The organism is Dechloromonas sp. A34, from assembly GCF_026261605.1.
Taxonomy (GTDB): domain Bacteria; phylum Pseudomonadota; class Gammaproteobacteria; order Burkholderiales; family Rhodocyclaceae; genus Azonexus.
Genome location: NZ_CP102486.1, coordinates 1,468,251 through 1,489,054 on the forward strand (window position 1 = coordinate 1,468,251; position 20,804 = coordinate 1,489,054).

Annotated in this window: 17 protein-coding genes; 7 read left to right on the forward strand and 10 right to left on the reverse strand. The window is 64.8% G+C overall.

Translation table 11 applies throughout. From position 1 onward, the window contains the following. The first annotated feature begins 34 nt into the window (after positions 1 to 34). Genes NQE15_RS07360 through NQE15_RS07385 form a run of 6 tightly spaced genes read left to right on the forward strand, consistent with a single transcriptional unit; the run spans position 35 to position 5,517 of the window. The gene (locus NQE15_RS07360; protein WP_265948004.1) at positions 35 to 676 is read left to right on the forward strand and encodes a DedA family protein; all 642 of its coding nucleotides are present in this window, start codon (positions 35 to 37) and stop codon (positions 674 to 676) included. Continuing rightward, positions 676 to 1,380, forward strand: a complete 705-nt coding sequence (locus NQE15_RS07365) for a hypothetical protein (RefSeq protein ID WP_265948006.1) — start codon at positions 676 to 678, stop codon at positions 1,378 to 1,380. Before NQE15_RS07360 ends, NQE15_RS07365 begins: the two co-directional genes overlap by 1 nt. Beyond that, positions 1,377 to 2,024, forward strand: coding sequence for a phosphoribosylglycinamide formyltransferase (purN, locus tag NQE15_RS07370; protein ID WP_265948008.1), 648 nt, complete (start codon positions 1,377 to 1,379; stop codon positions 2,022 to 2,024). Before NQE15_RS07365 ends, purN begins: the two co-directional genes overlap by 4 nt. Positions 2,025 to 2,030: 6 nt before the next feature. Continuing rightward, positions 2,031 to 2,993 carry a DUF3108 domain-containing protein gene (locus tag NQE15_RS07375; protein ID WP_265948010.1) on the forward strand — a complete coding sequence of 321 codons (963 nt, stop codon included), beginning with the start codon at positions 2,031 to 2,033 and terminating at the stop codon, positions 2,991 to 2,993. Next, positions 2,990 to 4,252 (forward strand): RsmB/NOP family class I SAM-dependent RNA methyltransferase, encoded by a 1,263-nt coding sequence (locus tag NQE15_RS07380; protein WP_265948012.1) that lies wholly within the window; start codon positions 2,990 to 2,992, stop codon positions 4,250 to 4,252. The genes NQE15_RS07375 and NQE15_RS07380 overlap by 4 nt, the downstream gene beginning before the upstream one ends. Continuing rightward, positions 4,249 to 5,517 (forward strand): mechanosensitive ion channel family protein, encoded by a 1,269-nt coding sequence (locus tag NQE15_RS07385; RefSeq protein ID WP_265948016.1) that lies wholly within the window; start codon positions 4,249 to 4,251, stop codon positions 5,515 to 5,517. Before NQE15_RS07380 ends, NQE15_RS07385 begins: the two co-directional genes overlap by 4 nt. A 43-nt stretch (positions 5,518 to 5,560) precedes the next feature. Here NQE15_RS07385 and NQE15_RS07390 read toward each other — a convergent pair whose 3' ends face one another. Next, entirely contained in the window at positions 5,561 to 5,707 is a 147-nt protein-coding gene (locus NQE15_RS07390) for a hypothetical protein (protein WP_265948018.1), read from the reverse strand. Between the two features lie 356 nt (positions 5,708 to 6,063). Between NQE15_RS07390 and NQE15_RS07395 the strand changes: the two genes are divergently transcribed. Next, entirely contained in the window at positions 6,064 to 6,642 is a 579-nt protein-coding gene (locus NQE15_RS07395) for an NnrU family protein (RefSeq protein ID WP_265948021.1), read from the forward strand. Between the two features lie 19 nt (positions 6,643 to 6,661). On the opposite strand, the gene NQE15_RS07400 is transcribed toward NQE15_RS07395, so the two are convergent. The 9 genes from NQE15_RS07400 to NQE15_RS07440 form a co-directional block, all read right to left on the reverse strand. Further along, positions 6,662 to 7,174 carry an inorganic diphosphatase gene (locus NQE15_RS07400; protein WP_265948023.1) on the reverse strand — a complete coding sequence of 171 codons (513 nt, stop codon included), beginning with the start codon at positions 7,172 to 7,174 and terminating at the stop codon, positions 6,662 to 6,664. A 49-nt stretch (positions 7,175 to 7,223) separates the two neighbouring features. Next, positions 7,224 to 8,702, reverse strand: a complete 1,479-nt coding sequence (locus NQE15_RS07405; protein WP_265948025.1) for a c-type cytochrome — start codon at positions 8,700 to 8,702, stop codon at positions 7,224 to 7,226. Positions 8,703 to 8,715: 13 nt separating this feature from the next. Beyond that, positions 8,716 to 10,233: a cytochrome c gene (locus NQE15_RS07410; RefSeq protein WP_265948027.1), complete on the reverse strand. Its 1,518-nt coding sequence runs from the start codon at positions 10,231 to 10,233 to the stop codon at positions 8,716 to 8,718. Positions 10,234 to 10,257: 24 nt separating this feature from the next. After that, positions 10,258 to 12,414 carry a hypothetical protein gene (locus NQE15_RS07415; protein ID WP_265948029.1) on the reverse strand — a complete coding sequence of 719 codons (2,157 nt, stop codon included), beginning with the start codon at positions 12,412 to 12,414 and terminating at the stop codon, positions 10,258 to 10,260. 22 nt (positions 12,415 to 12,436) lie between these two features. After that, on the reverse strand, positions 12,437 to 13,315 hold the full coding sequence (locus NQE15_RS07420; RefSeq protein WP_265948031.1) for a hypothetical protein: 879 nt from the start codon (positions 13,313 to 13,315) through the stop codon (positions 12,437 to 12,439). Between the two features lie 14 nt (positions 13,316 to 13,329). Then, complete coding sequence (locus NQE15_RS07425; RefSeq protein WP_265948033.1) at positions 13,330 to 14,196, reverse strand: hypothetical protein; 867 nt, start codon at positions 14,194 to 14,196, stop codon at positions 13,330 to 13,332. Then, the gene (locus NQE15_RS07430; protein WP_265948037.1) at positions 14,178 to 15,947 is read right to left on the reverse strand and encodes a hypothetical protein; all 1,770 of its coding nucleotides are present in this window, start codon (positions 15,945 to 15,947) and stop codon (positions 14,178 to 14,180) included. Before NQE15_RS07430 ends, NQE15_RS07425 begins: the two co-directional genes overlap by 19 nt. A 217-nt stretch (positions 15,948 to 16,164) precedes the next feature. Beyond that, the gene (locus NQE15_RS07435) at positions 16,165 to 18,336 is read right to left on the reverse strand and encodes an EAL domain-containing protein (RefSeq protein ID WP_265948039.1); all 2,172 of its coding nucleotides are present in this window, start codon (positions 18,334 to 18,336) and stop codon (positions 16,165 to 16,167) included. Beyond that, positions 18,333 to 20,546, reverse strand: coding sequence for an HDOD domain-containing protein (locus NQE15_RS07440; protein ID WP_265948041.1), 2,214 nt, complete (start codon positions 20,544 to 20,546; stop codon positions 18,333 to 18,335). The genes NQE15_RS07435 and NQE15_RS07440 overlap by 4 nt, the downstream gene beginning before the upstream one ends. Between the last annotated feature and the right edge of the window lie 258 nt (positions 20,547 to 20,804).

Below are 20,804 nucleotides of genomic sequence, written 5' to 3' on the forward strand. Positions count from 1 at the left end.
AGAATCTCGGCTTTCCCAACCCCGGCGCGAGCGCATGGAAATCCTTTCCCAGTTCATCGATATCGTCCTTCACCTCGACAAGCATCTGGCGGTGCTGGTCCAGCAATACGGGCTGTGGATCTACGGCATCCTGTTCGTGATCATCTTTTCCGAAACCGGCTTCGTCGTCACGCCTTTCCTGCCCGGCGACTCGCTGCTTTTCGTGGCCGGGGCGCTGGCCGCGATCGGTGAGGGCGGCATGGACATCTTCGTACTGATCGGTGTGCTGTCGGCGGCGGCCATCCTCGGCAACATGCTTAATTACCAGATCGGCCGCTTCCTCGGCCCCAAGGTCTTCCACTGGGAAAATTCGCGCTTCTTCAACCGCAATGCGCTGATCAAGACGCATGCCTTCTACGAGAAGCATGGCGGCAAGACGCTGGTGATTTCGCGCTTCCTGCCGCTGTTCCGGACCTTTGCCCCGTTCGTGGCGGGGATCGGTGAAATGTCCTACGCCAAATTCACGCTCTTCAACCTGATCGGCGCCGTCGGCTGGGTCGTTTCGCTGTGCCTGGCCGGTTTCTGGCTGGGCAACATCCCTTGGGTCAAGGCCAATCTGTCGTTGATCATCATCGGCATCATCATTTCCTCGCTGATCCCGATCGGAATCGGCTATGTGAAGAGCAAGGCAGCCTGATGCGCTGGCTGGCCGTCCTGCTGGCTTTGACGCTGACGGCCTGCACCACCAAGATGGGCAAGGATGGACGGACCGAATCGGCGGTCGATGCCAAATATCTGTTGAAAACCGAGGTCGACCGCATCGCTGATACCAATCGCGCCGAGGTCATGAGCGGCCTGATGCTGATTGCCGACAAGCTATACCGGCGCAACCCCAAGGAATGGAAGAAGGCCGGGGTGACCAGCCGCGAGGCGGCACTCGAGCGGCTGAAGAACCGCTTCTACCGCAGCCTGCCGGAACTCGGCGGCCTGCGCGAAGGGCAGGCCGCGGCGCTGGCCTTCAGCGAAACCTATACCGGCGATCGCGTCGCGGCCCTGATGCTGGGCCTGCTGACCATGGCCGATGCGGCGTTTGAATACAAGGAAGAGTTCTACATTCTCGATGGCCTCAATGAAAACAAGCTCTACAACTGCGCCCGCAACATGGAGGTCGCGGTCTGGAAACTGGGCAACGACCGTAACGCGGCAGGCGAACTGTTCCTGCTCGCCAACGAGCTCGATCCGGCCAACCGCAACCTCTCCTTCGAACGCGAATTTGGCCGCCTGATGGGCCTGCTCGATTTCATGGCCAAGATCGTCGCCGATCGTAACGGCCGCACTTTTTCCCGGCTGAGCCAGTCCGTGGTCAGCACCATTTTTTTACCGGTGAGTTTTTTGAAATGAAGAATATCGTCATCCTGATTTCCGGCCGCGGCAGCAACATGGAGGCCCTGATCGCCGCCCGCGATGCCGGCGATCTGCCCGTCAACATCGCTGCCGTGATCAGCAACCGGCCGGATGCCGCTGGCCTGGAGACGGCCGCCCGCGCCGGCATCGTCACCCATTTCGTCAACCACAAGGCCTTTGCCGGGCGTGAGTCCTTCGACGCCGCGCTGGCCGAGTGCATCGACCAGTTCGCGCCCGACCTGGTGGTGCTCGCCGGTTTCATGCGCATCCTGAGCGACGGTTTCGTGCGCCATTACGAAGGCCGGCTGGTCAATATCCACCCCTCGCTGCTGCCCTCATTCCCCGGCCTGCACACCCATCAGCGGGCGCTCGACGAGGGGGTGCGCATCCACGGCTGCACCGTGCATTTCGTGACGCCGACCCTGGACCACGGCCCGGTCATCATCCAGGCCGCCGTGCCGGTCCTCGACGGCGACAGCGAAGCGACGCTGGCTGCCCGCGTGCTGTGTGAGGAGCACAAGGTCTATCCGCAGGCCGTGCGCTGGTTCGCCGAGGGGCGCCTGCGCCTCGAGGGCGGCCGGGTTCGCCTCGACGCCGGGATGGCCGAAGGCGCCGTGCTGATTTCGCCCGAGGTGCGCTGAGCCGCGATGCCGATCGTCCTGCTCGTCGCCCTGGTCGGTTCGCTGGCCATCCACGGCGTCGCGCTGTTCGGAACGGATGTCGAATTGTTCGGCGGTGGCCCGGAGCCGCTGCCCCTGCAAGCGGAAATCCAGCCGCCGCCACCGCCGCCGGTGCCCGAGGCGGTGCGCCCGGCCGGAAAGCCGCCGGCCCGGCCGGCCAAGCCCGGCCCGCTGGCCACCGCCAAGCCCTCGCCGGCGACCGTGGCGGAGCCGGTCGAAGTGCCGGTGGCCGACGTGCCGGAAGCCGCCCCGGAAACCGTAGCGCCTCCGACGCTTGCCGTTTCCGAGCCGGCCAAGCCGGTGCTGCCGGCCAGCGGCGTGATCCGCTTCGCGATCTACAAGGAATCGCTGGGCTTGCAGGTCGGGCGCGCCGAGCATCGCTGGGAATTCACCGAGGACGGCCGTTACCGGCTGAGCGGGGTGACCGAGACCAGCGGTCTGGCGGCCCTGCTGCGGCCGGCGCGCCTGGAACAGGAAAGCAGTGGCCGGCTGGTCGCCGGCGGCCTGCAGCCGGAGCGTTTCCGCAGCCTGAAGAACGGCAAGGATGCCAACGAAAACGCCGATTTCGACTGGGCGAGCCGCGAAGTGCGCCTCTCCCGCGACGGCAGCCTGCGGCCGATCGCGCCCGGTGCCCAGGACATCCTGTCGCTGACTTACCAGTTGGCTTATCTCGGCAAGCTGGCCGAGGGCAGCAGCCTGGGCGTCGTTACCGGCAAGAAATACGAGCGTTACGAGCTTGATTCGCTGGGCGAGGAAGAGATCGAAGTGCCGGCCGGCCGTTTTCGTACCCTGCACCTGCGGGCGATGACCGATAACGTCACCGAAATCTGGATCGCGCTCGATCGGGCGCGCTTGCCGGTTAAAATCCGCTTCACCGATAAAAAGGGCGAAAGCTTCGAGCAGGTCGCCACCGAATTAGGAATGCCATGAAAGCCCGCTTCACACCCGCCCTGTTTGCCCATGCCGAGGCCGTTCTCGGCCAGTTGCTGCGTTTCGACCACCCGGCCGACGCCGTCGTCTCGCGCTATTTCCGCGAACACCGCGAACTGGGCCATGCCGACCGCGCCTTCGTTGCCGAAACCGTGTTCGCCGTGTTGCGTCGCGGGCGCAGCCTGGAGGCGCGTTGCGCCGGCAAGCTCAGCGATCGCAGCCGGCTGCTCGCCGCTCTCGCCGTGACCCGTGGCTGGAGCCAGCGCGAACTGGCGCCGGTCTTGAAGGCCAGCGACGAAGAATGGCTGGCCGCGGCCAAGGCGATGCCGGAGAGCGAATTCGCCCCGGCCGTGCGCAACGACCTGCCGGACTGGCTCTACACCCGGCTCGAAGCCCAGTTCGGGGCGGAGGAAACCGAGAAGCTGGCGCACGCCCTGAACCTGCCGGCGCCGCTCGACCTGCGGGTCAATACGCTGAAGACGACGCGCGAGGAAGTGCTCGCCCGCCTCGCCGCCGACGACATCGCCGCCGTGCCCGGCCCGCTGTCGCCGACCGCCATCCGCCTGCGGGACAAGCCGGCCCTGGCCAAGCATCCGCTGTTCCTGGAAGGCGCCTTCGAGGTCCAGGACGAAGGCAGCCAGTTGCTCGGCTACCTGCTCGAGCCGAAACGCGGCGAAATGGTCGTCGATTTCTGCGCCGGAGCCGGGGGCAAGACCTTGTTGCTCGGCGCCCTGATGAAGAACACCGGTCGCCTCTACGCCTACGACGTCTCCGACAAGCGCCTCGCCAAGCTGAAGCCGCGCCTGGCCCGCTCCGGCCTCTCCAACGTGCATCCGGCCCGCATCGAGCACGAGCGCGACACCAAGATCAAGCGCCTGGCCGGCAAGGCCGACCGCGTGCTGGTCGACGCGCCCTGTTCCGGCCTTGGCACGCTGCGCCGCAACCCCGACCTCAAATGGCGGCAGAGCGAAGATTCGGTGGCCGAGCTGACCGTCAAGCAGGCGGCCATCCTCGACGCCGCCGCCAAGATGGTGCGCCCGGGCGGCCGCCTGGTGTACGCCACCTGCAGTCTGCTGACCGCGGAGAACGACGCGATCATCGAGGCCTTCCTGGCCAGCCATCCCGACTTCAAGCTGACCCCGGCGGCTGGTATCCTGGCCAAGCACGGCATACAACTTGAAGGCGATACCCTGCGCCTGCTGCCGCACCAGCACAATACCGACGGCTTCTTCGCTGCCGTCCTGGACCGCCAGGCATGAGCCAGAAGAACCCGGCGCTACAACTGTTCAACGATCTCTGGGCGGACTTCAGCGACCCCGATTTCATCTGGCAGGTGGTGGCGCTGGTGGCCTGCCTCGGCCTGGCTTTCGTGATCGCCGGCTGGTGGCAGAAACGCCACGCCGAGGGCGCCGGCCGCTTGAGCGATGCCGGTTCCCGGCTGGCTTTTCCGCTGACCGGGATGGTACTAGTCGGCATCACCCGGCTGGCGCTGAAACCCTTCTTCCATGTCAATCTGCTCAAGCTGGCTTTGCCGCTGCTCGGTTCGATGGCTCTCGTGCGCGGCGTTGTCTTCGTGCTGCGCCAGGCCTTTCCGCGCGCCACCTGGCTAACCACCTGGGAGCGCATCATCGCGACCCTGGTCTGGGGCTGGCTGGCGCTCTACATCACCGATCTCGCGCCGTATTTCATCGATTCGCTGGAGCAGGTCGAATTCGCCATCGGCAAGCAGCGGGTTGACCTGTGGCAGATCGTCCACGGGCTGCTCACCGTCTTCCTGACCGTCGTCCTCGCCCTGTGGATTGCCGGTCTGTTCGAGTCGCGGCTGATGCGGATCGATACCCTGGACTCCAGCCTGCGCATCGTCGGCATCCGCGTCGCCAAGGCGCTATTGACGGTGGTCGCGATCGTCGCCAGCCTGGCGCTGGTCGGCATCGACATGACGGCACTCTCGGTGTTTACTGGCGCCCTCGGCGTCGGTCTCGGTTTCGGCCTGCAGAAGATCGCCAGCAATTACGTCTCGGGCTTCATCATCCTGCTCGACCGCTCGATCCGCATCGGCAACATCATCCAGGTCGGCGCCGACGCCGGGCAGGTCACCCAGATCACGACGCGCTATACCGTGCTCAAGCACCCGGGTGGCACCGAATTCATCGTCCCCAATGAAACGCTGATCGGCACTACGGTCCAGAACCAGACTTATTCGGACTCCAGCCTGCGCCTGGCGACCACGGTCGGCGTCGCCTACGACTGCGATCTCGAACTGGCCATGCGCCTGATGGCCGAGGCCGCGGCGGCCCAACCGCGGGTCCAGGCCGAGCCGGCGCCGAAAGCCTTCCTGACCCAGTTTGCCGACAGCGCCATCCATCTTGAAGTGGGCTTCTGGATCGCCGATCCGGAAGAGGGCAAGGGCAATGTCGTCTCCGACATCAACCTCGCCATCTGGCGCAGCTTCCGCGAACACGGGGTCGAGATTCCCTACCCGCAGCGCGCCGTGCGCATCGTCCACGAAAAATCGGCGGATTGACCGGGTTTTCCGGGTTTCCGCCGATCGCTCGGGGTTGATTCGTTCAGGTCAGCGGCAGCAGGCTGCGCTCGAAAGCCCGTGCGGCGCGTTCCTTGCGCCGCCGGGAAATGGCGCGGGTGGCGTGGAGAATGCGCTGGCCGAGGCGGTCGAGCTTGAGAAATTTGCTGGCCTTGCTCTTTGTCTTTTCCATGGTTTCTCCTTCTGCGGTTGGGTCGGTGGAATGACTTTAGCGGGCGACCGGCAAGCGGTCTGTTTCACTTCCTGGCATTCTTTGTAACGCTCGCTGACGGTGCTACCTGCACCGCTCAGCAACCGATGACCTTGAATTCGACCCGCCGCTCCAGCGTTGGGCGGGGACGCAGAAGCCGGGGCCACCGATTTCGATGTCTGGCCAGTTACCGGCGCCGGTGTTGCCGTAGCAGCAGGTGCCGCCTTTGCTCGTGGCATCGCGTCTGCTGACAGGGCCGCCTGCATGCGACAATCTCCATGACATGATTCGAGCAGGCGCTGGACGATGGTTACTAATCACCCTTCAAGGAACAGACCATGCTGATACTGTTGATTGGCCTGCTGCTCTTTCTCGCCACCCATTCCATTCGAATCGTCGCCGAAGGCTGGCGCGGCAGGCAGATCGCCCGGCTTGGCGAGAAACCCTGGAAAGGCTTGTACGCGCTGCTTTCCGCACTGGGGCTGGGGCTGACTGTCTGGGGTTTCGGGCTGGCCGGCGCTGAGGCCCAGTTTCTCTGGCATCCGCCGCGGTGGACCGGCCACCTGGCGGCTTTGCTGACGCTTCCCGCCTTCGTGCTGCTGGTCGCCGCCTATGTGCCCGGCAGCCGAATCAAGGCGGTGGTGGGCCATCCGATGATCCTGGGCGTGGCGATCTGGGCCTTCGCGCATCTCATCGCCAACGGTCGCACTCATGCCATGGTGCTGTTCGGCGCCTTCTTCATCTGGGCCGTCCTCGATTTTGCCGCCGCCCGGCGGCGCGAACCGACCGCTGAAGCGAAGGCTCGTTCTGGCACCGCGGCGCGCGATGCATTGGTGGTCATCATCGGTGCAGCCGCCTGGGCATTGTTCGCTGCCTACCTGCATGGCTGGCTGATCGGCGTGAGACCGTTTGGCTGATCTGTCGCGCCAGAAAATCTCAAAACCTGACCGGAGGCCCTTTCCAGTTGCCGTCAACGGGGGCGGCACGAGCGATCGCCTCGCTCGCCGTACGCCAGCCCTCGCAGGCATTGCGGCCCGGGCGGCGGCGCCAGTGGTTGAGTAATGCCTTGCAGCGCGCGTAGAAGCGGAAGAAGCGGAGCACCTTTTCGCGCTCCGCCGCGGTCAGCGGGGCGGTGCTGCAGACCAGTTTGTCGTCGCTCATGCCGCGGTCGGTCAAGGTCACCGCGCCCCAGGCCCTGATCCGAAGTCGCGTACCGAGGGGCAAACGCGGCCCGAGCACCAGCGCATCGAGCAGATCGCCTTCAAGCCCCAGATAATTCGGCACCGAGCCGTAGTTGAACGGACACGGCAGGGGCGAGATGAAATCGATGTGCCCGGTGGAGCCGCGTTTCAGGAAACAACCGCGTGGCACCTCGATTACCACCTCGACCACGGGTGACTCGTCCGCGGCCTCGTTGGTGGGGGCGGGGTGGCAGTTCTCGTCTTTCATGGTGCAAGCCTCCCGGGCCCAACCGCGAGACCCTTGCAGTTAATCGGCGCTAAAGCGTCTTCAAATACTCCACTAGCGCGTCCTTCTCCGCCGTCGACAACCCCGTGCCAAACTCGTGCCCCTGATTGCCGCCGCCCATGGTCGACGTGTCGAGTCGGGTGCCGACGCGTTTGGCTTCCGGCGAATCGCTGACGAAGCCGACTTTCGTCTGGTCATAAACGTCGTAGCCGCGCCAGAATAGTTTGGGGCGCTTGGCGGCTGGTTCGAGCAGGTCGCGCAGGGTGGGCACCGAGCCGTTGTGCAGGTAGGGCGCCTTGAGCCAGATGCCATCGAGGAAGGGGGCGACGTAGCCGATGAGGTCTTCTTCGACCAGGCCCTTGCGTTCCAGGCCCATCTCCTTGACGACCTGATTGGCCTTGATGGCGGCGCCCTTGTTCCAGGAGTCGAGCCGGCCACGGTCGGTGCCGACATCGGCCAGGGGGAGCGGTGTGCCGGTCTTTTCGCTGGCATGGCAGGCAGCGCAGTTGGCGTCAAATACCGTCATGCCGGCGGCGGCACGGGCTGCGTTGATCGGGAAGGGGTATTTGGGCGGCGGCAATGCGGAAAGGTAGTCCTGCAGCCATTTAACCTGGTCGAGAAAGTCGGCCTTGTTGGCGGGCGGGGCGCCGAGCACGCCGAGGGCGGAATCCATGATCACCGAGTAGGGGTCGTTGCTGTCGCCGGCGTAGTTCATCCGGTGGCCCTTTTCCCAGACGTATTTCTTGAGGTTCCATACCGAGGGCATGTCGGTCGGGCCGAAGGTGTCGTCCATCGGCGCCTTGATCATGAAGTACTTGGTCAGGTTCATCGCATCGTCGCGGCCGCGGCCCCATTCCGGGAAGTCCTTGCGGTAGATCCAGGCGAACTGCGCTTCGCGTTCGAGCAGGCGCTTCTTGGTGATCGGGATGATCAGGAAACGGTAGAGCAGCTGGTCGATCCAGTCCAGATGGGTTACCCGGTTGATCTCGGCCATCAGGATGTCGGCATTGAAACGGGGGTCCTTGGCGCAGTCGATGAGGTAGCGGAAGAAGCCTTCGACATTGGTCGTGTGGGCCGAGCCGCCGACGACGAAGACCGGGTTCGAGTCGATTTTCTCGCGATAGCTGGTGGTGTGGCAGACGGCGCAGTTGTTGGCGACGCGGGCGAAGCCGATGGTTTTCTTGGTGAAGCCGATCGGCAGTTCCTGGCCCTGTTCCCACGAAACGCCGAGTGAGGCGTAGCCGCCGGGGATGACCAGGCCGTCCTGGGTCAGCTTTTCCGGAAAGATCCGGGGCAGTACATAGAAAATCCAGTAGGGCACGCCGGCGTCGGTCTCGGCGCCGATCGAGCCGTACTTGAAGCGCATTTCCGGCGTCGCGGTCACCCAGTCGGGCTGCGGATACTGGCGGAAGCCGCGGTCGTAGCCGATCATGCCGCCGATGACGGCGACGGTGGCGAGGCCGAGTGCGGCGTATTTGAGCCAGGTCTTGCAGGAGCTGGAGCAGGTCATGATGGCGTGCCTCTCAGAATGTCTTGAGGAACTCGACGAGCGCGGCCTTTTCGCCGGCGCTCAGTTCGGTGCCGTAGGCCTTGCCCTCGTGGCCGCCGTTGCCGTTGCCGGGCAGGGCGGTGTCGAGGCGGAAGAATTTCTTGCCGCCGGCTTCGCTGATGTTCGAGACGAAACCGACTTTCACCGGGTCATAGACGTCGTTGCCGCGATAGAAGGCTTTCGGGCGCCGGGCGGCCGGTTCGAGTAGGTCGCGCAGGCTGGGCACCGAGCCGTTGTGCAGGTAGGGGGCGCGCAGCCAGAGGCCGTCGAGCGGCATGTTGGCGTAGCCGTGGGTCTTCTGGAAATGCGTGAAGCGCCACGGGTAGCCGGCGTAGAGCGTGGCCTGGTTCACGGCCAGGGTGTAGGTGTAGGAATCGAGGCGGCGGCGGTCGGTGCCGATTTTGGCCAGCGGCTCGACGGTGCCGACGTATTCGCCGCTGAAATCGCTGCCCGAGGCGCCGTGGCAGGCGGTGCAGTAGGTCTTGTAGAGCGGGGCACCCTGGGCCGCGAGGCCGCGGTCGATGGTGAAGTAGTCGGTGAAGGGCGGCGGGGCGGCATCCATGATCCACGCCTCGACGCGCTTGATGCGGGCGGTGTCGAGGGTCGGTGGCGTCGTCCCGGTACCAAAGGCGGCGCTCTTGTTGCGTTCCTCGACCGTGGTGTTGTTGCCGTCCCAGTGCAGCTGCATTTCCTTCGGCTCCTTGCGCTGCCGCTGTCGCCAGATCGAGGGGAAGTCGGCAGGGGCGTCGAATTCCCTGGGGTCGAGATGGGCCATCGGGAAATTGAAGATGACCTTGGCCGAATTGAAGGTGTCGACCCGGCCCGGCCCCCATTCCTGCTGCTTGAACACCCAGTCGAAACGCCCGGCCAGGGCCAGGACCCGGTCGCGCATGATGGCGATGGCGGCGGGATAGACCAGGTAGCGGTCGAGCAGGTCGAGGTCGCCGCCTTGGCGGGCGATCTCGGGCAGGATGTATTCCTTGGAAAATTTTGGGTCGGCGGCGCAGCGGAAGAAGAATTCCTCGAAACCCTTCATGTTGAAGGTCGCCGCCGGCATGCCGAGGACAATGTTCGGTGGCTGGTCGGCCGCGGTGCGCACGGTGCTGACGTGGCAGACGGCGCAATTGACGAAGACGCGGTCGATGCCCTGGTAGCGGCGCTTCGAGGTGCCGACCGGGAGGTCGCGCGGGCTGCCGTCGCGGTTCTTCTCGTAGACCATGCCGAGCGACTGGTAGCCCTTGCCCGGCAGGTATTGCGGGCAGACTTCGGGCAGGGCGCGCCAGATCCAGTAGGGGAAACCCATCTCGTGCTCGCCGCCAGTCGACCCGTACTTGAAGTGCTCGGTCGGGCTGGCGTAATCGACCGCTTCGTCGACGCTGAAACGACGGAGCAGGGCGAGACCGATCAGCCCGGGCAGGGCGACGGCGAGCAGGAAGAGCACGATGAAACGGCGTTTCCAGGGGCTGGGGCCGGGTGCGAGTTCCTTCTCCATGATGCTTCCCCTTCGTGGTCTGGGTTACGGTGCCGGCAGGCAGGGGCGCAAAGCCTCGTAGCCGCCGGCCAGCAGTTGGGACAATTGCACGGGCTGGCCGCTTTCGGCGCGCAGCCAGTCGCCGACCTGGGCCAGCAATGCTCGGCGGGCCGGGCTGGCCCGCCAGTGGGTTGAGTCGCTGGCGAAGGCCGGCAGCATGCTTTCCGGAGGCATCGGGGTCTTGGCGCGCTGTTCCGGCGCCAGATCGGCCATCGCCAGGCGGACGTAGAGGCGCGGCGCGCAGTGGCGCAGGCGGCCCGCCACCTGATCCGGACTGCCGCTCAGGAAGTTGGGCGGAAAGCTTTCGGCCGACTGGTGGCAGACGGCGCAATAGGGGTAGAAGGCCTGCAGGCCGGGTGCGGTCGGTGCGGGTGCCGGGCTGCCGGGCACGGCGGCCGGCACTTCCAGGCGGGGCGCCGGCAAGTCCGCGGCGGCGCGGCAACAGGGGGCCGGCAGCGGCTGGCCGAGTTGGCGGAAGAGGGCAGCGAGCAGGGCTTGCCGGGGAATCGGCGTGGCCGCGAACAGGCGGGCGCCTTCCGGATCTTCGACCAGGGCTGCCATCGCCTGTTCGATGGCGGCAAATTCCTCGCGGATTTCCACGACCAGGGTGCCGCCAGTGGCGTCACCGGCCGTCCGGCGCCAGCTCAGGCGGCTGATCGCATGGCCGGCGGCGGTCCGTGGCAGGCGACCGTCGAGACGGGGCAGGAATATCGTCTCGCCGCCAGCCGCTGGGCCGGCTGTTTCCAGTTCGAGCTGGCTCAGGGCGGTGCCATCGGGCAAGGCGAGGCGGGCCAGCCGGCCACCAATCGGCCGGCTGGTGCGGGTGGCCAGTTCGCCGGCCAGGGTCGGACCGCTGTCTCCCGGTGCCGGCGAACATTGGATGGACCAGCGCGAGGCCGGTGGATGGGCGGCGATCCGACAGGGGGCGCTGAGCCGCGTGGTCGGCATCGCGGCTTGCCGGGCGAGGGCCGCGGCGAGGCGTCGGCGATCGGGGGCGGCGATGAATTCGGCCAGACCGCCGACCAGGATGGCCATCGCCTCCGGTGCCGCGGCCTGCCAGATGGAACGGGGCGGGCGCGGCAGCAAGGGGTCGAAGCGGGCGGCGATGTCGCCAGATGCGACACCGGCGGGCGCGTCGTCGGGCCACTGGACAAGGTCCTGCAATGGATTGCGGTTGGGCAGGTCGGGATTGCCGAGCGCCAGGCCGTCCGGCCAGCGGCGACTGGCCTCGGCTCGCAGCCGCGCCGCGACGATCGGCTCGAAACGGGCATCGGGTGTCCACGCCTGGCCGTCGGACAGGGCGAGCTGCAGCGCGGCGGTGAACAGGCCGGCGCGGCAGCGGCGGGCCGGAGGGTCATCGCCGCCGCAGCCGTCGCGCCACAGCGTCTGGGTCAGCGCGAAGCCGTTGGCGCGTTCGCTGGCATTGTCGATGGCGTTGGGAATATCGATGCCGCGCTCGACCGGGATGCCGTAAAAGTGCCGGCTGTTGGCGGCGAGCCGGGCGGCGGTTTGGGCATTGGCATTGGTTTCGTCCCACAGGGCGCGCGAGAAGATCGGGGCGCCGTTCTGGTGGCAGGCGAAACACAGGCTGCGGTTGGCATAGACCACCTGCGCCCGGCCGCCGGCCCGGTAGTCCTTGACCAGCTGGAACTCGAAGCGGCCGGCCGCCTCGTTGTAGCTGATGATCTCGAGCACGGCGGATTTTTCCTGGTAGCCGATGTAGAGGCGGTCCTTGAGGAAGAGGGCGGCGGGCGAGGCCGGTTCGCCATCGACCGCGACCACGACGCGCGGGTAGGCAAAATAATCCGGGGCGGCGGCGCTGCGCTGCAGCGAGCGACCGAGCGGGATCAGGACGCGCTTGGCAGGCGGCAGGGGGCTTCCCGGATCGCGCGCCAGCTCGCCATCGAGGCGGGCGAGCAGGGCGGCGAAGGGGAAAGGCAGTTCGATCGTCGCCCGACCGTTGCGACTGACGGCAAATAGCTGATCGAACAGCGAGCGGCCAGCCGGCGGCAGGTTTTCGCCGGGGGCGGCCGGATCGACGACCCAGGCCGGGGGCCGGGCGAGGGTTTCAGCCGCTGCCGGCATGGCAGTGCCCAGCCCGCCGGCGAGGGTCAGCAGGTAGGCGAGGAGAGGCAAGCGCATGGCGGGCTCCCATTGCCGGCCTCTAGGGTTTGACCATGGCGACGGTGTGGGTCTGCGTGCCAGGCCAGCAGTCTTCCTGGACTTTGCCGGTCTTGACGAACTCTTGGCGCAGGCGCTCGTCGGTGGCCTTGTCATAGAGCGTGAAATTAAGTGCGAAACCACGATCCAGGTAGGCCCGGCCGAGATAGAGGCCGGGGCGGATCATGCGGATTTCGTCACGCACCTTGAGGCCGCGTCGACCGGCGAGATAGTCCGGGCTCTCCTGATAACCGGGGATTTCGTCGGTGAAAAAGTAGTCGATGATGATCGACTCGCGGCGGGCATCGAGCAGGCTCTGGCCGCAGTAGAGCTTGGCCGGGAACAGTAGCCAGGTTTCCTTGCCGTCGTAGTTCATCTTCTTCGGCTCGCCTTCGACCAGCCCGATCTTTTTGAGCACCGAGAGGTCTTCGATGCGGTTGCGCAGCACCCGTTCGTCGCGGAAGAAAACCTTGCCCCGCCATAGCGCTTCGCCGACATCCTCGATAACCAGGCCCTTGATGTGGAGCAGCGTGCCGGTAAAGCCGCCGACCAGTTCGGTCAGCCGGAATTTGCCGCTTTCGCCTCGCGGCAGCAGGATGCGGCCGTCGAAGGCGCCGTCCGGGATGGGGCCGGCAGCGAGGCGGCCGTAGAGCTGGTCGAGCTGTTCCTGATCCAATTTGGCCAGATAGTCTGGGGTGATCTTGGCTAGTTCGGCCGGCGGAATCGGGTATTTGTAATCGACCTGGGCGAGGTCCATCTTCGACTGGTAGCCCTTGTCGTAGGGTGCGTAGGCGATATTGGGCGGCTCCGGCTTGGAGCAGGCGACGAGGGTGGCGATGCTAGCGAGCGCAGCCAGGGCGCCCAGGGTGCGGATGTTTGCCATGATCTCCCCCTTGCTCACAGCGTGGCCAGGAAGGCGGTCAGCGCCTTCTTGTCGGCTTCGGAAAGGTCCTCGCCGAAGCGGTGGCCCTCGTTTTCGATTTCCTGCGTGCAGGTCTGGTAATTGGCACTGAGGAAATCGCGTTTCTCACGGAGGATGTCGACGAAGCGGGCCGGGCTCTTGAGGATGTCATCGGCCATCGCCTGCAGGGTTGCCAATTGATCCTTCTTGCCGGCGGCTTCCAGCTTGTCCGGGTGGCGCTTGGCGAGAAAGAGGTCGCCGACCAGTTGCTTGTGTTGCAGGCCGTTGAGGAACCCGGCGCTGGCCCCGGCCGGAATCCTGACCTGGCCGAAGCCGCCGAGCGGCTTCTCTGTCTTGCCGTCGAGCGGGCGGATGCCGACGTCGATAATCAGGTCGGCATTGGTCAGGGTGCGCTTGCTGCCCCGTTCCTTGGGGTTGAGCAGTTCGTGCATCGAGCGCTTGTAGAGCTCGAAGCGGCCTTCCACGGTCGGGTCGTAGCGCAGGCAGTCGGGTTGGGCGGCAAGCAGCTTGCCGTCGCGGTCGACGTAGCGGGCACGATGGAAATCGTTTTCCGGATTAGCCGGCTTGCCGCAGATTTCGGGACCGATGGCGTTGTTGTGCATGAAGGGCGCCGTCGCCCATACATTGACCAGCGAAATGTTGCGCAGGTAGCCGCGGCCGCCGTCCTTGAGCTCGGGCCGTTCGGGAATGTCGGCCACCGTTTGCTGCTTGCGTAGCGTGTCGGAGGCGTATTCCATGTAGAGGTGGCCGGCCTTGTGGTTGGAGTGCAGTGATCGGCAGCGGAAAGTGCCGACTTCGGTGACCGGCGTCGATTGCTCGTTACTCAGGAAGTCGGCGCGCACCTTGCGCGGGTGGGCGTCGTTGGGGCGGCGAAATCGCGGTTCTTGAAGGCGCCGCCGGTGCTTTCCGGGATGCTCGAATGGCAGCGCGCACAGTTGTCGGCAAAGACGGCCTGGCCGCGGCTGACGGCGCCGGCACCAAATTCCTTGTCGAGGTCGGCGGCGAGGTCGGCCAGCGCATAGCTGCCGGTCTTGCTCTTGGCGCGGGCAGCCTGCAGATTGGTTTCATCCGATTCGGCCGAAGCGAAGAAATCGAGCACGTTTTGCAGTCTGTCCTCGACGGCCCGGAAATTCGGGCAATCGCGCCGGCACTGACCCACATTGAACGAGGTCTGGCCGAAACCGCGCTGCTCGGGGTCCACCTGGCGCATGTCGGAGAAGTGATTGACCCAGCACTGCTCGGCGCATGAGCCAATATTGAAATAGACGCGCTGGATCGCCTCATGGGCGCCGGTCGAATCCTCGCCACCTTTCAGGATGTGATGGACGCCGGGCAGGGCGACCTTCTGGCCGCCGAGGAAAACGGTGGTCGTGTCGTCGTCGCGCGTGCTCTTCTGCCAGCACTTGCCGCTGCGGCCGGGTTCGCACCAGCATTTGTCCTCGTCCTTCTCGGCGTCGCAGGTGGTGGTCTTGCGCCATTTGTTGATCCTCTCGCCCTTGAATACCGGGCGCTGGGCGACGTTGATCAGGGCGTTGATGGTGCCGGGGTTGTTGATCTGGTCGTGCGAAATCGCCGAGGTGTCGGTGACGCCCGGCCGGGCGTGGGCGAACATCTGGTATTCGAGGGCGCTCTTCGGCATGCCGGAGCCGAGCAGTTCGGACATCCGGGTGTACTGGTTGCCGATCAGGCCCTTGATGTTTTCCCATTTGGGGTGCGCCGGGTCGGCCGGCGGATTGAGCGGGTCGAAGGCGATGTGGCAGGAGCCGCAGGTGGTGCCGATCAGGAAGGGGGGCTCGACCGAAGCGTCGGCCAGTTTGGAGACGCGCGTGTCGGATTCGATGCCGGTGGCAGCGGCCTTGGTTGCGTTGAATCCGGACCAGTTGGCATTGCCGCCATTGAGTGCCTGCCATTTGGCGGCGTCGAAGCGCGGGTTGGGGAACTTGCGCAGGCCCAGCGCCCCGGTCGAGGTGCCGAACTTGAGGTCGCAGGCCGAATGGCGCTGGTCGGCCTTGCCGCCCTGGCTGTGCGGGTCGTCCGGGTCGAGCGCGGCATCCTTGAGGCCGCAGGCCGGATCGACATAGCCCGGCTTGCCGACGTATTTGAGTAGCACGTCGTCGCCCGGGCACCAGTCGAAGCCATAGGTTTCATCGGCCGACTTGGCCGGGCAGTCGGGGTCGCCCGGCTTGCAGCAGGCCGGGTCGTTGATGATGCCCCAGGCCCAGAACCGGTCATCGCGCTGGTCAGCACGCAGGACGCGGAACCAGTCGACGAGCACGCCGATGCGTTGCTGGAAGGTGTAGGTGTGGAAGCGTTCGTTGCCGGCCGTGGCCTTGAACCAGATCAGGCGGCCGACGCACTCGGATTCGTTGAGTCCTTCACGGGCACAGGCCTCGTGGTAGGGGACGTCCTGATCGACCGCAGAAACTTCGGGGAGGGCTTGCCCGGCGGTGGAGTGGCGCTGGCTGGGGCATTTTCGGCGAAGGCGTCGCCGAAGTTGTGGTCTTGGTTCTGAAATATCCCGATGCCAGCGGCAAGGGTGACGAATGCCGCGATAGCGGCCAGCAGAGTACGTTTCATACGTTTTCTCCCGCATCAGCACCGATCATTCTCTGACTGCCTGGACTGCTCTTACAGGCTAAATGACATTGGCGATGTCGGGAAGTTCAAAAGCTGTCGCACCTGCCCCATATTTGGGCAGTGTCTTCTGCTTCGCGGATGGCGCTGCACGCCCCCGGTACGGGGGGCGGAAAGTCAGGCGTGGTTTGCCCAGGCTATACGGCAAGCCCGTTGTTTACGGTAATTGCGGTGCCTCAGGCTTGGCGGTTTTGGGCCAGAAAGTCTTCCAGTTGCGCGGCGGGTAGCGGGCGGCTGAATAGGAATCCCTGCATTTCGTCACAGCCCAGGCTGAGCAATGCTTGTTTCTGGGCCTCGGTCTCGACCCCTTCGGCCAGCACGTGCAGGCCAAAACTGCGGGCGATGCCGAGAATGGCGTGGATGATCGAATTCGAGCCGTGACCGTTGCCGATGTCGCGCACGAACGACTGGTCGATCTTGAGACTGCTGATCGAGAAGCGACGAAGATAGTTGAGCGACGAATAGCGGGTGCCGAAATCGTCGATCGAGATCCGCATGCCGGTCCGCCGCAATTGGCGCACCTTGGCAATGATGGTTTCGGCGTCCTTCATTAGCAGGCTCTCGGTGATTTCGATCTCGATCGCTTCGGGCGGAATGCCATGGCTGTTGAGCGGCGTCGTGACGCGCTCGAACAGGTCGCCCCGTTCGAATTCGCGGGGCGAGAGGTTGATGCCCAGTTTCAGATCGACGAATCCCTGGCGCCGCAGTTCGGCCAGCCGGGCACAACCGGCATCGAGAACCCAGTTGCTGACTGCGACGATCATGCCGGATTCCTCGGCCAGCGGAATGAAGGCATCCGGGCCGATCAGGCCTTGGGTCGGGTGATTCCAGCGAATCAGGGCTTCGAAGCCGATCACCCGGTGTTGCGACAGGCTGATCTGGGGCTGGAAATGCAGCTCGAACTGGTCCCCCTGCTTGATGGCCTGGCGCAGGTCGTTTTCCAGCGAGATGCGCTCGATATGACAGGTGTTCATCGCCGGTTGAAACTCGACATAGCCGTTTTTTCCAGTCGACTTGGTCTGATACATCGCGATATCGGCATTGCGGATCAGCTCTTCCGGCGTCTTGCCATCATCCGGATAGACGGCGATTCCGATGCTGACGGTGGCGATGAAGTCGCGCTCGGCAACGGTGAATGGGCGCTTCAGTTCGCCCAGCATCTTCTTGGCGATGGTGACGACGTCCTCGGCGCAACTGATGTCGGGCAGCAGCACGGTGAATTCGTCGCCGCCCTGACGCGCCAGCGTATCGCCGGAGCGCAGGCACTGGCGGACGCGCAGGGCAAATTCCTTGAGCAGCTGGTCGCCTTCGGCGTGGCCATAGGTGTCGTTGATCAGCTTGAAGCGGTCGATGTCGAGGAACATCACGCCGAGGCGCTGGTGGCGTCGGGTGGCCTGGGTGATCGAGAGTTCGAGGCGGTCGAGGAATAGCGTGCGGTTGGGCAGGCCGGTGAGCAGGTCGTGGAAAGCCTGGAAGGCGATCATTTCCTCGGCCCGCTTGCGTTCGGTGATGTCGCGGGCGACGCCGGAGGTGCCGATGAAGTGTTGTTGCGGCGCCTCGCCGTCCAGCGCGTATATGCCCTGCGAACTGAGTATGGCGACGATCATCCGGTTTTCGAAATGGCGGACGCTGGTCTGCTTGTTCTTGAGCCGGACTTCGAAATTGGTCGTCGCCCGTTCGCCGATGCGGCGTTCGTTGAAGGCGTAATGCGCCTGCTCGATATCGTCTTCATGGACGATGACCGAATAGTGCTGGCCGATCAGCTCTTCGCGCGTGTAGCCGAGCAGCGACTCGACCCGGCCGTTGACGAAAATGAAGCGGCCATTGCAGTCGAGGGTGTAGATCAGGTCGGGCGATTGCTCGACCAGGAAACGGTGCAGGCGCTCGGATTGTTCGAGGCGGGCCGTCATCAGGGCGTGTTCCTGTTCGATCCGGCGCCGGCGCAAGGCGCGGTCCACGCTTTCGATCAGTTCGCTGGGATCGCCATGTTTGCGGATGAACTCGAAGGCCCCCCGGCGCAGGGCCTGGATCGCCGAGTCGATGGATTCGTCGGCGCTGAAGACGATGACCGAGGTCGCGATATGGTTGCGGGTCAGCCAGCCCATGATCTCGATGCCGCCGACATCGGGCAGCTTGAGGTCGAGGACGACGACGTCGATGTCGCGGCGATCAAGGCGGGTCAGCGCTTCCTTGCCGGAGCTGCAGTCCTCGATGCTGCGCCCGGAGCCGGCCAGCAGTTCGCGGTAGGCCGTCCGAAACCGGGGTTCGTCGTCGACGATCAGGATGCGCTGGGTCTGCACGATGTCCGGAATGGGCTTGACGGGGCTGATGCCTGAAGCTGAATTCATGTTGCGACGACTCCGTTGACTGACACGGGCAAGGCGCTGCTGGCTTCCGGATGCGGTGTGATTCCGGATGAAGGAGATTCAAGTTTGGGCAGGAGCAAGGCAATGCTGGTGCCCTTGCCGGCCCGGCTACGACAGGTGATCGGAATGCGCTGATGCCTGGCCAGGCTGCCGACGATCGCCAGGCCCATGCCGCGCGGCCCGGAGCCGCTGTCTTCCGGCGGCTGGTGGATCGAGCGCATGGCCGCATCGGACATCCCCGGGCCGTTGTCATCCATCCGAACCTGGACGTAGGGCGTGCCATCGTGGACGACGTGGTCGGTCAGGGAAATCTTGAATTGCTGACCAGCGACCAGGGCTTCCGAGGCATTTTTCCAGAGATTGAGCAGGATCTGCTTCAGGCTGTCCCGTTCGCAATTGACCCGCAGCGATTCGGCCGGCAGGGGCGCTTCGATGCGGATTCCACGAGCCTGAAACAGGGCGTCGCCGTAGAGCAGCAGCAGTTCATTGACCAGTTCGCCGGCATCCAGGCCGCTGGCCGGGGGCGGCTGCTGGGGAATTTCGCTCATCCGCCCGACGATGCTGGCGACGCGGTCGATTTCTTCGTTCAAGACTTCGAGTTCCTGCCGCAGGCCGGCTTCGGCAGGCAGTTTGCGATCGAGAATCCGCAGATAGCTCTTGATGATGCCCAGCGGATTGCCGGCTTCGTGAATCACCCGCCGCGCCTGTCGGTTGAAGCGGCTGGAGGCTTCCTTTTCGGCTTGCTGGCGATAGTCCTTGGCTTCCTGCAGGGCATCAAGGCTGATCGCCGCAATGCGGCCGAAATTGAGCAACCAAGGTAAACGTTTGGCAAGGCGGGAATACTGGGCCTGACTCAGGCCGCAAATCATGACGCCGGAAATCCGCTGGCGGCCGATCATCGGGATGCAGAGCAGGCCGCTGTTCCCCAGGGCGCGGGCGAACTGGATATCGATCAACGACCCTTGCGGGGTAGCCGCGGGATCGAAGGAGGTGAGTATCTTGTTCTGGATGGCCGCTGCCGCAACCAGCGAGCGATGGGCTTCGAGCGGGATATCGACCTGTCGGAAAAGCGCCGGCTGGTCGCCGATGGCCGCCCCGGAAAGCTTGCCTTCGGACGGGTTGTAAAGCAGAAAGGCCAGGCGGTTCAGATCGAACAGGATCCGGGCCGATTCCTTCAGCGAAAGCAGCACTTCGGCGTCGCTTTCAAGCGCGAACAAGTCCTGCTGCAAGGGCTGGAGCAGGGCCATGCCACTGATCATGGCGGACAGTTCGCTTTCGGCGGCGCTTGCCGGGGTTGCCGGCGGGGTGGCCGGCAGATTCTCCCAGGCATGGAGAGGGAAAAATTTTTCAGGCGGATGAAAACCGAGTGCCTCAGCAATCTGTCGGGTCTGCTGCTCGGCCTGCTGGCGCAGGCTGTCAAGGTCGGCAGCGGTGGCCGAGGCGGTCAACTGCTGGTGGAAGGCGACGAGTTCCGGTGCGATCTCTTCGTGTGACGCGATGGCGTGGGCTAGCCAGACGATCTGGGGAAGCGCAGCGGCGGTGACGATATCCTGCGGCAGGGCATGGTGGAAAAGGATGCCGTCCGCGAACGAGGAATCGAGCTGCCATTGTTCGGTCAGCCAGGTCCCGATTTCTCCGTGATGAACGCTAAAACGTGCCGATTCCGCCGCTTGTATTGCGTCCTCGTCGGCGGTGCTGGCCAGGAGCTGGGCGTAGGGCTCACCGAGGGCGGTGAGCAGAATGAGTTGTCCGACATCGTGGAGCAGGCCGGCCAGGTAGGCCTCGTCGGGGTGCGGGTGAGCGGCCGAGACAGCCAGGCTGCGCGAGAGCTCGGCGACGAGTAGTGAGTGCACCCAGAAACCGGAGATGTCGGCTTCGGAAACGCCGGAGTGGCGCTCGAACAGGCTTTGAATCGACAGGCAGGTGGCAATCGAACGGACCAGACGGGTGCCGAGCGCGATCAGGCAGCTGTCCAGACTTCTCAGTTCGGAGCCCCGCCGCAATGCCGGCGAGTTCGCAATGCTCAGGACCTTGGCGGACAGTCCCGGATCCTGTCTGACCAGGGTGGCCAGATCGCCCATCGTTGTCTGATCGTCATCGACCAGTTGCAGCAGGCGAAGCAGCAATTGCGGCGGCGATGGAATCCGTCCCGACTCGATCGCCTGGAGAATGGGCTCGGGCAGGTTATGCATGCTTTCCCCGGCACCGGCTGCCGGTGAGGGAATGAACAGGATTTTGCAATCCGCAAGCGAGATGCCGATGGCCCTGCACAGTCAGCTTCGTGTGAAACATAACTCCCTTCCCTTGGCGCGGAACGTCTTGGTTTTCAAGGCGTTGCCAGTCAGCAGCTCAATGCAAATTCATACTACTATGCTCAGGTAATCCTATCAATAACTAAAGTAATAGGTCTGAACTGCCGGGAGGGTGGTGTGGCCGGTCCGGCCAAGGGG